This is a genomic window from Pseudanabaena sp. PCC 9330 (assembly GCF_055795045.1).
Map to the genome: position 1 here is coordinate 195,326 of NZ_JAYFES010000116.1, position 15,645 is coordinate 210,970.

A 15,645-nucleotide genomic window follows, 5' to 3' on the forward strand; every position below is an offset into this window, starting at 1 on the left:
GTGCCCTATGTTGCTCTGGGTGCTGCCCGATCGCAGCCATCCGGTTGTGTAGCCTAAAAATTATCGCGAATACCACAGCCCTACCTAGAGCCAACCCCACTTTTGGAGTTGGCTCTGTTGCTGTTAGGCCGCATCGCAGCTGAAATTTGAGCTAGGTTAAACCACAGTGGGATCTGGGGCTATGATAAGTGCACATGATCTAGTGCTTCTGGAGTACCTAGCGCTTTTTGTATGGTGACTGAGTCTGCACTTTCTAGGGCTAATCACGCTGGGGCAACAAGTGGCTCTACCGCGACCCTACCTCGCCAGCGGTGGCAGGTGGCGTCGGCCAATGCGCCTCTAGCGGCCACGTTGGCCCAGGCGACAGGGCTGTCGCCGCTGCTGACCCAGGTATTGATCAATCGGGGTATTGCGACTCCGGCTGAGGCCGCAGACTTTCTTGACCCTGAGCGGCAGCAGCTGCCCTCGCCCCTAGCCGAATTTCCCGATCTGGCCGCCAGTCTAGAGCTGTTGGTAACGGCGATCGACACCCAGCAGGCGATCGCTATCTGCGGCGACTACGACGCCGACGGCATGACCAGCACGGCGCTCTTGCTGCGAGCCCTGCGAGCCCTCGGGGCCCAGGTGAGCTATACCATTCCCAGCCGCATGGCCGAGGGCTACGGCATCAACAACCGCATTGTCGAAGACTGCTATGCCGAAGGGGTGAGCCTAATTCTCACGGTAGACAACGGCATTGCGGCGGTGGCCCCAATCGCCCGAGCACGAGAGCTGGGCTTAGCGGTGATCGTCACTGACCACCACGACATTCCGCCCCAGATTCCCCCAGCCAACGCGATTTTGAACCCCAAGCTGCTGCCTGAGACCTCACCCTACCGGGGGGTGGCGGGGGTGGGGGTGGCCTACATTCTGGCGGTGTGCCTGGCCCAGACCCTGGGGCGCACCCAAGATCTAACTGGGCCACTGCTGGAGCTGTTTACCCTGGGTACCATTGCTGACCTGGCCCCGCTGACGGGGGTCAACCGACGCTGGGTGAGGCGGGGGTTGGGGCTGCTGCCCCGGTCGCGCCTCTTTGGCATTCAGGCTCTGATCCAGGTGGCGGGGCTGGCCGATCAGAACAAACCGCTCAAGCCCGAGCACATTGGCTTTCGGCTGGGGCCGCGCATTAACGCCGTGGGCCGCATCAGCGATCCCCAGATTGTGATCGATCTGCTGACCACCGATGACGTTGGGGTGGCCCTAGAGCGAGCTATGCAGTGTGAGCAGATCAACGGCACCCGCCAAGATCTCTGCCAGACCATTGAGCAGGAGGCGATCGCCTGGTGTGAGCAGCAGCGCGCCCTGGGCACGGTAGATTTGGAGCGCGATCGCGTCCTGGTGGTTGTCCAGCCTGGCTGGCACCATGGCGTCATTGGCATTGTGGCCTCGCGGTTAGTGGAGCGCTACGGTGTGCCTGTCTTTATCGGCACCTACGAAGATGACGGCGACGGCGGTCACAAGGTCATTCGCGGCTCGGCCCGAGGCATTCCTGAGTTTGACGTGTTTGAAGCGCTGCAAGCCTGCCACGACCTGATGACAAAATTTGGCGGTCACCGGGCGGCGGGGGGCTTTTCGTTTTTGGCCAATCGGCTGCGCCAGGTGATGGCGCGGCTGTCTCACTACGCCTGTGAGACCCTCTCGGTCGATCTGCTCAGGCCCCTGGTCAAAATCGATGGCCAGGCCAGCTTGGTCGATATCAGCCAGGCCCTGTTTGACCAGATTGACCACCTGCACCCCTGCGGCATTGAGAACCCCGACCCGGTCTTTTGGACACCCAACCTGCGGGTGGTTGAGCAGCAGACTGTGGGTCGCAACCGCGACCACCTCAAGCTGGTGCTGGCAGAAGACGGTAGCAGTGACACAATCAAGGCGATCGCCTGGCGCTGGGGCGAATATTACCCCCTGCCCGATCGCCTCGATGTGGCCTACAAACTCAAGCAAAATGAGTGGCAGGGCACTACCACCGTCGAGCTAGAGCTGGTGGGGGTGAGACCTGTGGAGTCCAGCGCTGCCGGGCAATCGAGATCTGTAAAAGCTACCGCCAAAGGTCGTGCTGCCGACTCCCTGCCGCCTGCGCGATCGGGGCCATCGTTGCCAAACCTGATCTCAGTCTCGGCATCACCAGTGATGGTACCGGCATCACTGGCACCGGCACCAATGCCAATTACCCCTGTCCGCGTTGCCGAGACTGAGAGCGTTACTGGTAGTGAGGCGACTACCCCATTACCGCAGGTTGCCCCTACCCCGGCACCCAATCTATCCTCAGCGACTACCTCTGACTCTGCTGCCGACTTCACCTACAGCAACCGGCGCTACTCTGCGGCCACGCTGACCCTCTCCGGTACCACCACCCTGACTATTAGCAATCCTGAGAACCAGCGACTGGTGGTGAATCGGGGTGAGCAGCAGGGGTGGCTCTACCTACCTGGTGAAGCGGCCAAACCGGTTGATTTGAGCGAACCTCACTACGGCAATCTGGTGCGAGCCGGTGCCACAGCCATTGAGCTTCAGCAGATGGCCCAGCGGCTGGCGACAGCAGAAGCCGAGGTGGCTGCCCAAAAGACACTGCTAGCCGAGCAAGAGACTCTGATTACAACCCTGCGGGCCGAAAATGCCGACTTGCTGGCCCATAGAACCTGGGGTCCCGCGCCCCAGACCGTTCCCCTATCCACCGCTGATTCCGCCACTTCTGTCCCATCTCTAGGGGCAAAGACCCCGGTAGCGATCGCTCCTCTAGATTCGCAGATATCCCCAGGGGCAAAGGCATCGGCTGTAGTCTCCGTGGCGCAGGGTTCTCCCGCCGCAGGGGCTACCCAAACGCAGCCCCCGCCCGTGGCGTCGGCAGCTCCAGCACTTCAGTCCACCCCTGCGCCGACTCCAACAGTCCCGCCTTCCAAGGCCGATCTTGACCAGGCCAAGCAGCAGGTGCGTCAGGCCATTACCGACCAGGCGTGGTTTTGCCTCAGCTCCGCCAGCCAGACCGATCTGGGTTTGGCCAGCGCCTATCTAACCAACGCCCCTGCCCCCGCTACTGCCGTGGCCAAGCTAACCGCCACCCTAGAGCGGGAGCTATTGCAGCCACTACTCACAGACTTTGCCGACTACGGCGATCAAACCGGCGATCGCGACCTGATCGTCCTGGCCCAAGCGCTGACCCAGGCGTCGAGTCTGGCGGTGCTGCCACCGCTACTCAGCGAAACCTGGAAAATCCTCTCTCCGCGATCCCTAAGCGCGGCCAAAAAAGCCACCAAAGGCCTGCTGTGCAACACCAGCGCTGAGGCCGGTGCCGCGCCCTTTCCCATCGACGACACCCACCGGGTCATGCTCGATGAGTTTCTTCAGGGGTGGGATCATCCCATTGCCCGCTGGCTAGTGGCATCCGGTGAAACCGCCGCGTCGGAGCTGGCCCAGGTAGCGCAGATCCACGATCGAGCGCTGGAGGTAGGCGACGCCCTACCCCTCTGGCAGGGGCAGATGGTGCAGCAATTGGTGCTCGGTCAGCGCCAGAAACGCGGTATTCTCAAAAAAGTATTTGGCTAGGGTGGCGATCGCGTAATATCTCATCCCTTTACGTATTTGCCGAGGCAACGGGCAAACCCGTTAAGATGACATAGCCCAGCCCTGTTTTACCATTAACTATCTTGTCTTTTCTTGGTACGCCCCAGCCCCCGCAACATTCTGACCCCCAGCTTGAGCCCCTGACGCGGGTACAGTTGCTGGTGGCCATGGGGGTAACGGCGGTAGTGCTGCTGCTAATCGCCAAAGCCTGGCTACACTTCGACCCGGCAGGGCTCTTACCCCTGCGACTATCGTGGGTTGATGGGCTGTTAGGCTTGGGCTTGGGCTTGGCCATTACCCTGGCCAGCGGAGTGGTCTATCGTCTTTGGCCCGCCTACCAAAAGAGTGCCGACGCCTACCTGGCAATGGTGCTACAGCCCCTGCATTGGCCCGACTTGATCTGGCTCGGTCTCTTGCCTGGCCTGAGTGAAGAACTGCTGTTTCGTGGCGTCATGCTGCCTGCTATTGGCATGAACAGTCTCGGTATTGTGGTGTCGGCAGCAAGTTTTGGCGTGCTGCATCTCAGCAACCTCCAGCAGTGGACCTACGTAGTTTGGGCGACGGCTATTGGTCTGGTGCTGGCGATCGCAGCAGTATTGACCGGCAACCTGCTGGTGCCTATCGTCGCCCATACGGTAACAAACCTAGTCTCCAGTGCTCTGTGGAAACTGCGCCAAGAACGCTCAGAACAACAACTGAATGACGAAAATTGAAGAGCAGATAGAAAAACACCGGATAGCTGAAGCCCTAGACTTTGGTACCTATAGCCATCACCAGAACTGTTAATACCAATTGTCCATGCCGCTGGCGCGGCACCCCCAGGGATAAAAATCTATTTTTAGAGCAAATCCGAGTCACATAACCCCGATTCCCAAGAGGCCGATTCAGCAGGGTAAACGGTTGTTTGCCCTGCTGAATCGGGGGTAGCCAAGGACGATTAGTATAAAACCTGCCCTGCCCCCTAACGTGATGGGGCTTATGCCAGGGTGCCTATGTCTTGCGAAGAGCAGGAGTTAGGCACCCTGGCATCATAACCCTCTCTTCTCTATGAGTAACAGCTTCTGCTCCCCATCTTCGGACGGGCGAATGCCTTAGAGTCTCTGGCTTGGCGATGCCCACGCATTGACGGTCTGGTCCTGGGAGAATCTAGGAACCTGTGATGGGGATTCGGCACAACACCAAATCCTGCTTGCCTGCTCCCGATTCAGCAGGACAAACGGCAGTTCGCCCCTACAGGTTTGCCGTTTGGGAACCGGGGGTATGGAATTCGGATGCGACATAAGGCAACGACCCAGCATAAAAATCTCTACTCGGCCCAGGCAACCACAAGAGCCAGTGAACTTGCTTCATCTTTGTGTTCAACTTTAATAAACTCTCGGTATAAACAACTATGGGACACCAGCCGATAATCTAAGATTCCACTAGGTTTGGATTTTAGAGAGGCGTTACCGGGGGTACCTTGTGCCATCTATGCCTACATCATCGAAAGCCCTTTTTGTTGGCCAAACAGCTGATGAAGCATCAGACTGCATTTAAACCAAGTCAAATTTAAATATTCTTAGCACGTCATTACCCCATGTTAGTGCACTCAAAATTCATGACTCTCCGTTAGCCCTACTGCCTGCATCGCACTAAGTCTTTGGTAAAAACATGGAGCATCAGTCTACTCAGCTTCCCTCTGCAGAAGAGCTAGCTCAAACCTCTCATCAGCTAGAAACATTGTCTCCAACAGACTCACTTCCATCGCAGGGAGTGTCGTCGCAGGAAGTCAAAGACCTTTACCAAAAATTTCGTAGAGCTACCCTAGAGTCTACAGCCCGAGAACTGCGTAAGCAGCAGTATGAGCGGCTTCAGAGTCAGGTCAAGATCCTCGACATACCCATTGACAATATTTCAGTACAAGATTTCTTGGCCCGGCTTAAGCAGGGGGTAGTTTTCACCCCAAATGTCGATCATCTGATGAAACTTCAACAAGATCAAGATTTTGTTGAAGCTTACAGCAAAGCCGACTTTCGAGTTTGCGATAGTCATGTACTAATGTTCGCCGCCAAATTCCTGGGCACTCCAATTAAAGCTAAAATATCAGGCTCAGATCTATTCCCCATGTTTTGTGAGTATCATCGTCATAACGACGCGATCAAAATTTTTCTCATGGGGGGTGCAGAAGGGGTTGCCGCGAGGGCAATGGAGCGTATCAACGCACGCATTGGGCGTAAGATTATTGTGACAGCCCACTCTCCTTCTTTTGGTTTTGAAAAAGATGAAGCTGAGTGCGAACGAATTTTAGAGATGGTTCGTCAGTCTCCCGCCAATGTTTTAGTTGTTGGTGTTGGAGCACCGAAGCAAGAAAAGTGGATTGCAAAATATCGAGATCAGCTGCCCTCGATCGATATTTTTCTGGCTGTGGGTGCCGCGATTGATTTTGAGGCTGGCAACAAGCCCCGAGCGCCAGAGTTGCTCAGCAAGCTAGGGCTAGAATGGCTCTATCGTCTGAGTACAGAGCCCAATCGTCTATGGAAACGCTATCTACTAGATGACTTTCCTTTTCTATTGCTGCTGGTCAAGCAACGCTTTGCTCGTCGCTAGTGAATCGACAAAGCTGAAGCTTTGGGATCGATAGACTACTAGTTGTTATATCCTAATCATTCTGAAATGAAAGCCATAAGATTTCCCTTGGTCGGCACAATCTTATGGCTTTTGAAATAAGCAAGTAGACGAGCTTAACTACTTGCGAAGTGTATTGCAGCAGTCTGAATTGATTCATGAAAGCAGGATAAACATCTTGCCCAGGCAGGCAAGATGTTTATCCTACATGTTTTCACGATTCACACCAGATTGCTGTAGCACCAGCGTGGCAAAAAACTATGGCTTGGTAGCGTTACCTTTACTCTTAACACAGTCCTTTATCGAGGAAAAGATAAGCTCTTCCTTTTGTGCCAGCTTCTCTCTGACTCGACGCTTGTAGTCATGGATAAACCTGATTCGCGTAGAGAGTGAGCGCCAATTGAAGAAAGGCGGACAACTTCGCCTCGAAACTGAGACTCGCTACTTATGTCGCTTTTAGAATCATCCTTTGCTCAGCGCATTCGGGGCTGTTGGAGCGTTGCACCACGTTCGGGATGTGACCCAGGGAGAAGATGCTTTGCGCATCCGCATGCATCAGTTGCCGGAGATCTTCGCCGTTGCGCGTAACTTTGCGCTGAATCTCTATGGCTCTAACCAGTTCTCTAACATGGCTCAAGTTGAACGACTCTGCAAAATGGCCTAGATACCCTCAAGACAATTTTCAGAAGAAAATAGTTCTGGGGCACTAGACAACCAAAGAATGGGTATGACTGGTGGCTAATTGCTTAATCTTTTGAACAAAGTCGTGATTCTTGAAGTAGGCTTTATAGGTTTCTTGAGCGTTGAGAATGATCTGATTTGCTTCTTCTGGATGATTCAAGTAATAACAGCAGACATCATGCAAATCAGAAAAATCCCAAGCAATAGGAACGTAGGTTTTATGTGGAATAAAAATATTTGGCTCTGTGTCGAGATGATCCATCGCAGGCTTTACCAAGAGCCCACCTAAACAAACTGCCTCAAAGTCTCGCCAACAGGTCTCTCCCCATCCAAATGGGCTGAAGACAATACGACTTCTCCTCAATTCCCTGTTGTACTGTCTTTTTGACACCAACTTCCCGCCTGAAGCAGTACCGTTATATTTGACGTCATAGTCTTGAGATAGAGGCTCAAGCGCTTGCAATGCTGATGTTCGATATTTGCGGTACCAATCATGCTGAGAACCTGAAGACAGCCGACAAAATATATCGACTTTCTTAGGCCCCTCTCGAAACAACCACTTAGGGCGCTGTAATAAGTCCTTAAATCGCTTTGCAGTACCTAAGTTCCATCCGGGAAGGATACGATTTTCATACCCTTCAAACACCTGAGAGCTGACGTCCCACCCGGCGAGGTCATAGCCTTGACGGTTGACCAGGTAATCAGTGAATAAAGAACCCCCTACCATAGTTTTCTTGTAATTTTCAAGATCAGCGTAGCACTGACGCTTCACCAAGTAGTCAACATTAGGCAGAACGCCAAAGTAATAAGAAGTAGCCTGTGCAAATGGGTCGACAAACACAATTACTTTGCTGGGGTTAAGCTGTCGAATCTCATTGACAACCCTCACAACATCTTCTGCCGACTCACGCCAGAATGGCATCAAAAAGTAGATATCGAAATTACCCGGCTTACAGGCGTCGATTCCATCGGATAACTCTTCCACACTTTGGATTTTTACATCAATTCCGGCAATGTCTTTTAGCTCTTGGTGGTAGTAGTAGAATGGCTCCATTTGTGCAGCCGAGATGGTATCTTTGTTAGAGCATAGAAGCAACATTTTTCGCATGTCTGCGCACCACAATTTGAAGGCCATGTAATTTTAGCTAACTTTAATGGCCCTATAACGAAATGCTCACAGGAACTTTATCAAAACCTTTTGCAGAGGCCTGTTTTTATAAGGCTTAGATGCTTATTTGGACCCTCCAGGCCTATGGCAATCCGAATTGATTCATATGGGTTAGCACGAGCATTCTGCCTATGTAGGCGAGACGCCTGCATAGGCAGGATTTTCACGATTCACGCAGGATCGCTATATTTTACTCTGGAAAATGTCTTGAGCGTATCTAGGCCATTTTGCAGAGCCGTTCAACTTGAGCCATGTTAGAGAACTGGTTAGAGCTATAGAGATTCAGCGCAAAGTTACGCGCAACGGCGAAGATTTGCGGTAACTGATGCATGCGGATGTGCAAAGCATCTTCTCATTACTATCTTCCATTTCCCTTTAGAATGAAATGGTTCTGGCTTTTGGACTGAGGTTTGTTTAATCTTTCTCGATGTACTTTCGAACGCTATTTAGATCTATATATCGATCAGTAGCATTACGCAGTTCGCGAGCGATCATTCCTTCAGTAGAAACAACCGTGATATGGGTGTTTTTAGATCTTAAGAGCTCAATCGCTCGTTCAAAATCGCCATCGCCACTGAACAAGACAACCTCGTCATACTGATCGACTGTGTTGAACATATCAATGGCAATTTCAATGTCCAGGTTCGCTTTCTGAGAATATCGACCTGAGGTGTCGTCATAATATTCTTTGAGAATTTTGGTTCGAACTGTGTAGCCAAGACTGATTAGCGCGTCCCGAAAACCCCTCTGATCTTGAGGATCCTTGAGACCGGTATACCAGAATGCATTGACTAGTGTAGAACCGCCGTCGAGACCTAAAAAGTACTCAAGCACTCGTTTGGGATCAAAAAACCAGCCGTTTTTCTGCTGGGCATAAAACATATTGTTGCCATCCACAAAAATGGATAGGCGCTTTAGGCCATATTTATTAGACATACAATTTGAAATAAGTTGAGTAATTACAGGAAAATTGCCGACGCTAAATGTCTAAGACAGAAGCAATAGCGTTTTCTAACAAAGTGCTCTAAATGATAGATAAGACGCTTTTTAGCGTACCCGAGAAAAATATTTATCCCAAAAGAAATCGACAAAATAATCTCAAGCTATTAACTGAGACTGCAAGAAAATATGTGAAAGACTTATTGTCATGGCTTACTTTAGATAAGTTATAAATACTAGCTTTGAGTGTAGGACGGGCTAAAATGGCCTGCCAAGAACACAAATAATAGCGGAAAAAACACCTTTAGAGAGTTCAAGCTTTCAAAGTAGCACCCCTAGGGCTCTCGGTGAGTAGCGTATGTACGCAAATCAAGCATGTTGCCTTTAGTTTCAAGAAGCTCAGGCTGTGTTAATCAGCTAGCTCAAACCGCCATATTACCCTAATCACTGACATTATGCTGAATTGATTGGATTCTGTTTTAGTTGCGGCTAAACCTCCAAACTGGAACAGTCTGAGGCAAGCTTACTACAGCTCTCACTGTTTCTGAGTGCTGGCACAGTCGAACTATACCCACCATTGTTATGTGCCTGTAGATCTCAGCTTGGGTTTCACAGCTAAACTGATAAACGACTGAACCAGACTACCCCGGGATAAACCTTTTCAGATTTTAACAATTCTGAATAAACTTTATGAATAGACAATATCTGCTAACAATATATCAATCCCACTCGTGGTTTAGTCCAACCTATAGACAACGTCACGCTTGCTCGGCAGTAACTTCTGCTCCATGTAGTCTATCGTAAACCATTTTTTCTAAAGAACGCGGCCTAGGCGACCTGTCAACTTCCTGGCGTAAGGATCACTACTTAGCAGGGCTGCCCCGTCGGCAAGTTGGGATTGACGGGTGGCGCGGCGAGCGTCGCGGGGCGGAACTGAGCGACGCGATCGCCCTCAACAAGGAGCGGATTTGACAACCCGGCGGGGGACGGAAATCAGCCTTGCCCACCATTGTTAACATAGACGTTTTTTGCTTGTGCTGAAACGCCATATGGCGGGGTCGCCCATGGATGAAACCCTAAGGTAGACGAACCTCAAGCGTCACGAGATTGCCGACTTGCTTTGGGACGAGGGCATCACGGTGAGCGTATCGGTAGTAGATCAGTTGCTAGAAAAACACCATTTTCGCAAATGTAAAGTGGTGAAAACGCTGGCACTAAAGCCAATGAGCAGCGCAATGCGCTATTTGAGACCATTGAGCGACTAAAGGGAGCCGATCAATCGGTGGGTAATCCTGCGATGGCTATGGGCACAAACAAGGAAACTAATTGGTCAGTTGTATATTACCGCTGAAGCAAAATTGGATGATCCATGCTTTTCCAATCTCTGCTCTCATCTTGGGGACAGGGGATGGGTGATGAGGGGAAAAGCCCGAATAGCAAGGGTCTCAGAATTTACGTATACATAATAGCCCAAGGGAAGAGGTCTAGGGTGAGGGTTTTAGGGTCAGAATTGGCCTAAACAGAAGCTCTGGTAGGGACGAACTGCCGATCGCTATGGCCAAATGGTGGCAGTCGGTTGGCAGTGGCTAAACACCTGATGCCAGTCCACCACGTGGCCAATCACTGCGATCGCAGGCGCTTCAAATCCTGCTTCTGTCACCTGTTCCACAATCGTAGCTAGGGTGCCAATCAGGGTTTCTTGGTGGGGGTAGGTGCCCCAGCGAATCAGCGCTACAGGAGTAGTGGGGTCAAGGTCAGCGGCCAGCAACTCAGTGGTAATCGGCCCCAGATTGTGGATACCCATGTACACCACAATGGTTTCTGACCCCTGGGCCAGGGCACGCCAGTTGACCCCAGGCCGATACTTGCCTGCTGACTCGTGGCCGGTCACAAAGGTCACTGACGAGCTCTGGCTGCGGTGGGTGATAGGAATGCCTGCGTAGGCCGGCACCGCCACCCCGGCGGTAATGCCCGGCACTACTTCGACGGCAATGCCCGCCGCCACTAGGGCAGCCATCTCTTCGCCGCCGCGACCAAATACAAAGGGGTCGCCCCCCTTCAGCCTCACCACGACAGCGTGTTCTCTAGCCTGCTCGACAATCAGCTGGTTGGTCTCCTCCTGAGCTAGGGAGTGACGACCCCGGCGCTTGCCCGCGTTGATCACTTTAGCCTGGGGGTTAACCATGGCCAAGATCGGCGCGCTGACCAGGGCGTCGTGGATCACCACATCGGCGCATTCCAGCAGCATCTTGCCCCGCAGGGTAAACAGGCCTGGGTCGCCAGGGCCAGCTCCCACCAGGTAAACCTTGCCGGAGCCGGGATCGGGCTGAGAGACTGGTGTTGTCATAGGCAAAGGGCTTTGGATCAAAGTCTTGGGCAATCTCAGACGATAGCAGGAATGGCTAGCCCTCGGGCAGCGAAGAGCTTGGCTGAGGCGATGCCTTCTCTAACTGCCCTGCTCCATTGGTTAGGACAATTGGGTTAAGACACCATCGATGACGAGCGAATGGTATGGCGAAAGGCGACCCGCTGCATGGGCATAGCCACCTGCTGGCCCTTGGGGGGCAATCGATCTAAGGCTAGGTCAATCACTAAACCCGCCAGATCGGGCGATGGCCCCAGGGGTGGTAACAGGTGGAAGTTAACGCTAGAAAACCGCTCAGCCAGCTCTTCTGTAAGGTGAGTCACAGCGTCGGTAATGGTGCCTGCAAACAAAAAGTAGGGCAATATCGACAGCCGCTGCGCTCCCGACTGAATGTGGTGAATCACCTGGGCCTCTAAGCTCGGGGGCACCGCCCAAAACGCCGCTGTTCCCCCCAGCGACCGGGCCAGAGTAGCGATTCCATCGGTGCCCCGAGGCCTACGACTGCCGTGGGCCAGTAAAATCAGGGCCTCGCTAGAGGCTGCCCTGAGCTTAGCCTGTAGCAGATCCCTCAACCCTGGATGGCTCCCTAGGTGAGGGGCTACCTCCAGACTGATACCGTCGAGCGCCTGCCGCGCCAGATCCACCTCCGCTGGTATATCTTCCATGACGTGGACACCCGCCAGCAAAAACAGCGGAATGATCTTTAGCCGCTGCACCCCCGCCGCCTGGGCTCGGCGGCTAAAGTCAATCATCTGGCGGTGTAGAGGCAGGGCCTCGGTCTCTAGACAGGCGGTGCCCACCAGGGGTTCGCTCAGCCCGGCTGGCAGTGAGATCCGACTGCGACCCCGATTAAATTCTGCGGGCAGAGCACTCCTACTTGGGCTGCGCCAGTCTAGCGCTGACAGCGGCAATCGGGCGTCTGCGCGATCTCGGGAGAGGTGGGGCCGCTGGTCGGTACTGAGGCTAGGAAGACCTAGCCCGGCCTCCTGCGATCGCACAAACTGGGTCAGACGCTCCATACCCTGGCCAGGGCGTGGGTCGCGACTCCCGTGGGAGACCAACAGATAGGCAGTAGGCACAGATGCAGACACGGCAAACCCTAGGTGGAGATTTGGTTAATTTAAGCGCTAGAGCCAACGCGATAACCTGGCGAATGTGGCTCCCTTTTCATAGACGCTTGCAGATTCCCGCAGGGTAGGGGAAATTTAGGGGATCGCTCGCTTGGGCTGGTCATTTCCCAATCTCTAGAGGCGCCCGGTGAGAGGATCGGGGTCGCTACCCTTAGCCCCGCCTAACCTTCCTCAATTATAGAGACGTGCCTTCAACCATCCAGTATCAAATCCATCAAAATGCTGTTGGTACTGCTGTTGATACAGAGGCCTAGACCCACCAGACGCCAGTCCTGCGGTTAGGGTATTGACGCCTTTGCGATCGCAGTTTCAGCGCCCTCCGGTCGAATAACTAGGGTATTAAACAGGCTGATGTCGGTGCCATCGGGTACGGCCAGGTCAAACGCTCCTTCCCCTTTGGGCAGCGACCCCAGGGCAATGGGGCGCTTGGCCATGTTGCCGTTGATTGTGAGAAAGACCTCTAGGGACTCGGTAGCGGCGATCGCCACATCTTCGATCGTCACATCTCTAAACGAGAGCGTAATGCTGCTGCCCACAATGGCAGCTCCCACATAGCCCCTAGCGGTATGGCCCTCTGCCCCGACAACGCTACCCATAGCTGACTTCCTTAGCTCTAAAACTTGGCACCAAACCGGCACGGCCACCATTGTAGAGGCGACTGCAAATTTAAGGATGCGATTCGCGGAGCGTCAAGCTTGCGGCATTGTAGAAACAGAAACCGACTCGAAACGACTAGCCCAGCGGGAATTGCTGTCGGCAAATGATGGGTTTTCATCACCCATGGCAGCCCCCAGGACGGCTATCCTTGGATAAAGAACTCAGTAATACCGTTTCCCCCTTTCACGGATGTGTCAGGGGGTTTTACAATAGTTCATAAATTAGGTGTTGTTGCCTCGGCCCCAGCTCAGACTCCCCGTCATGGTCTCGTGATAGAGTTTTCTGTTGTCAAGGCTACTAGAACGACCACCAGACCCCGTCTGAGTAACCCATGAAGATGGTCACCAGCGGCCCATCGCCCAGAACCCGGAGAAGCAGTTATGGCTAAAGACATCACCCGTTATCGCAATATTGGCATCTTCGCCCACGTAGACGCGGGCAAGACTACCACCACCGAGCGCATCCTCGCCCTTACCGGCCGCATCCACAAGATCGGTGAGGTACACGATGGTGCCGCCACCACCGACTTCATGGAGCAAGAGCAAGAACGGGGGATTACGATTCAGTCGGCAGCCACCACCTGCTTCTGGAAAGAGCACCAGCTCAACATCATCGACACTCCGGGCCACGTTGATTTCACCATTGAGGTCTATCGCTCCCTTAAGGTGCTTGACGGCGGCATCGGCGTGTTTTGCGGCTCCGGCGGGGTAGAGCCTCAGTCTGAGACCAACTGGCGCTATGCTAACGACTCCAAGGTGGCGCGGGTCATCTACGTCAACAAGCTCGATCGCACCGGGGCCGACTTCTTCCGGGTGATTAAGCAGGTTGACACCATTCTGGCGGCCAAGCCCCTGGTGATGGTGCTGCCCATCGGCACCGAGACTGAGTTTGTGGGCGTGGTCGACCTGCTCACCCGCAAGGCCTGGGTATGGGATGAATCGGGCAAACCCGAGAACTACGAGATCAAAGATGTCCCCGAAGACATGAAAGATCAGGTTGAAGAGTACCGCGAGGCGCTAGTCGAGCTGGCCGTCGAGCAGGACGACGACATTCTCAGCAAGTATCTCGAAGGTGAAGAGGTCTCCATCGATGAGATTAAAGCCTGCATTCGCAAGGGCACCCGCGAGCTAGCCTTCTTCCCCACCTACTGCGGTTCCTCCTTTAAAAATAAAGGCGTACAGCTAGTGCTAGATGCGGTAGTCGACTACCTGCCCAACCCCCTCGAAGTGCCCGCCCAACCCGAAGTCGACCTAGAGGGCAACCCCACCGGCAAGCTGGCCCACGCCGATGCCGACAAGCCTCTGCGGGCGCTGGCCTTCAAGATCATGGACGATCGCTTTGGTGCCCTCACCTTCACCCGCATCTATTCGGGTCAGCTCAAGAAGGGCGACACCATTCTCGACACCGCCACCGGCAAGACCGAGCGCATCAGCCGCCTGGTCGAAATGCACGCCAACGATCGCGAAGAAGTGGAGTCGGCCCAGGCCGGTGACATCGTAGCGCTGATCGGCATGAAGAACGTGCAGACCGGCCACACCCTCTGCGATCCTAAAGACCCCGCCACCCTAGAGCCCATGGTCTTCCCTGACCCGGTGATCTCCATCGCGGTGTACCCCAAGAAAAAGGGCGACAACGAGAAAATGGGTATGGCGATCAGCAAGATGGTGGCCGAAGACCCCTCCTTCCAGGTGGAAACCGACGAAGAGAGCGGCGAAGTCATCCTCAAGGGCATGGGCGAACTGCACCTCGACATCAAAGTCGACATTCTCAAGCGCACCCACGGCGTCGAAGTCGAAGTGGGCAAGCCCCAGGTGGCCTACCGCGAGGCGATCACCAAGCGCCTGGCCGACAGCTACACCCACAAGAAGCAGTCGGGTGGTTCGGGTCAATACGCCAAGATCGACTACGTCATCGAGCCGGGCGAAGTTGGCACCAACTTCCAGTTTGAGTCGGCGGTGACCGGTGGTAACGTGCCCCGCGAATTTTGGCCCGCCGTGCAAAAGGGCTTTGCCACCAGCATTGACCGCGGCCCACTGGCCGGTTACCCGGTGGTTGACCTCAAGGTTACCCTCACCGACGGCGGCTTCCACGCGGTTGACTCGTCGGCGATCGCCTTTGAGATTGCCGCTAAAGCTGCCTATCGCCAGTCGCTACCCAAGGCTGGCCCCCAGCTGCTAGAGCCGATCATGAAGGTCGACGTGTTCACCCCCGACGACTACATGGGCGACGTGATCGGTGACCTCAACCGTCGTCGCGGCATGATCAAGTCCCAAGATCCCGCCGCTACCGGCGTTCGCGTCAAGGCCGATGTGCCACTGAGCGAAATGTTTGGCTACATCGGCGACCTGCGCACCATGACCTCGGGTCGGGGGCAGTTCTCCATGGAGTTTTCTCACTACGCCCCCTGTCCCAGCAACGTGGCCGAGGACGTGATCAAGGAAGCCAAGGAGCGCCAGGCTGCCGCCGCCAAATAAGCTGTCAAATAAGCGCAGTAGGGGCACAGC

The 15,645-nt window shown here is 54.2% G+C and carries 10 protein-coding genes; 5 read left to right on the top strand and 5 right to left on the bottom strand.

All coding sequences use genetic code 11. The features are described 5' to 3' along the window. Positions 1–231: 231 nt before the first annotated feature. The 4 genes from recJ to AC0QKW_RS21720 all read left to right on the top strand — a co-directional run bounded on the left by recJ (position 232) and on the right by AC0QKW_RS21720 (position 6,865). Entirely contained in the window at positions 232–3,579 is a 3,348-nt protein-coding gene (gene recJ / locus AC0QKW_RS21705; RefSeq protein ID WP_473153188.1) for a single-stranded-DNA-specific exonuclease RecJ, read from the top strand. Positions 3,580–3,680: 101 nt separating this feature from the next. Beyond that, complete coding sequence (locus tag AC0QKW_RS21710; protein WP_473153189.1) at positions 3,681–4,310, top strand: lysostaphin resistance A-like protein; 630 nt, start codon at positions 3,681–3,683, stop codon at positions 4,308–4,310. A 937-nt stretch (positions 4,311–5,247) separates the two neighbouring features. Next, the gene (locus AC0QKW_RS21715) at positions 5,248–6,183 is read left to right on the top strand and encodes a WecB/TagA/CpsF family glycosyltransferase (RefSeq protein ID WP_473153190.1); all 936 of its coding nucleotides are present in this window, start codon (positions 5,248–5,250) and stop codon (positions 6,181–6,183) included. A 535-nt stretch (positions 6,184–6,718) separates the two neighbouring features. Further along, a complete protein-coding gene (locus AC0QKW_RS21720) occupies positions 6,719–6,865 on the top strand; it encodes a hypothetical protein (protein WP_473153191.1) in 147 nt (48 codons plus the stop codon). A 42-nt stretch (positions 6,866–6,907) separates the two neighbouring features. On the opposite strand, the gene AC0QKW_RS21725 is transcribed toward AC0QKW_RS21720, so the two are convergent. From AC0QKW_RS21725 to AC0QKW_RS21745, 5 genes are all read right to left on the bottom strand, one after another. Beyond that, positions 6,908–7,990 (bottom strand): glycosyltransferase, encoded by a 1,083-nt coding sequence (locus AC0QKW_RS21725; RefSeq protein ID WP_473153192.1) that lies wholly within the window; start codon positions 7,988–7,990, stop codon positions 6,908–6,910. A gap of 474 nt (positions 7,991–8,464) precedes the next feature. Next, the gene (locus AC0QKW_RS21730; protein WP_473153193.1) at positions 8,465–8,986 is read right to left on the bottom strand and encodes a LabA-like NYN domain-containing protein; all 522 of its coding nucleotides are present in this window, start codon (positions 8,984–8,986) and stop codon (positions 8,465–8,467) included. A 1,555-nt stretch (positions 8,987–10,541) separates the two neighbouring features. Then, the gene (cobA, locus tag AC0QKW_RS21735) at positions 10,542–11,336 is read right to left on the bottom strand and encodes a uroporphyrinogen-III C-methyltransferase (RefSeq protein WP_473153194.1); all 795 of its coding nucleotides are present in this window, start codon (positions 11,334–11,336) and stop codon (positions 10,542–10,544) included. A 134-nt stretch (positions 11,337–11,470) separates the two neighbouring features. Next, positions 11,471–12,445, bottom strand: a complete 975-nt coding sequence (locus tag AC0QKW_RS21740; RefSeq protein ID WP_473153195.1) for a sirohydrochlorin chelatase — start codon at positions 12,443–12,445, stop codon at positions 11,471–11,473. A gap of 317 nt (positions 12,446–12,762) precedes the next feature. Continuing rightward, complete coding sequence (locus AC0QKW_RS21745; protein ID WP_473153196.1) at positions 12,763–13,080, bottom strand: hypothetical protein; 318 nt, start codon at positions 13,078–13,080, stop codon at positions 12,763–12,765. A 441-nt stretch (positions 13,081–13,521) separates the two neighbouring features. Here AC0QKW_RS21745 and fusA point away from each other — a divergent pair, with 441 nt between their 5' ends. Further along, a complete protein-coding gene (gene fusA, locus AC0QKW_RS21750; protein ID WP_473153197.1) occupies positions 13,522–15,615 on the top strand; it encodes an elongation factor G in 2,094 nt (697 codons plus the stop codon). Positions 15,616–15,645: the final 30 nt, after the last annotated feature.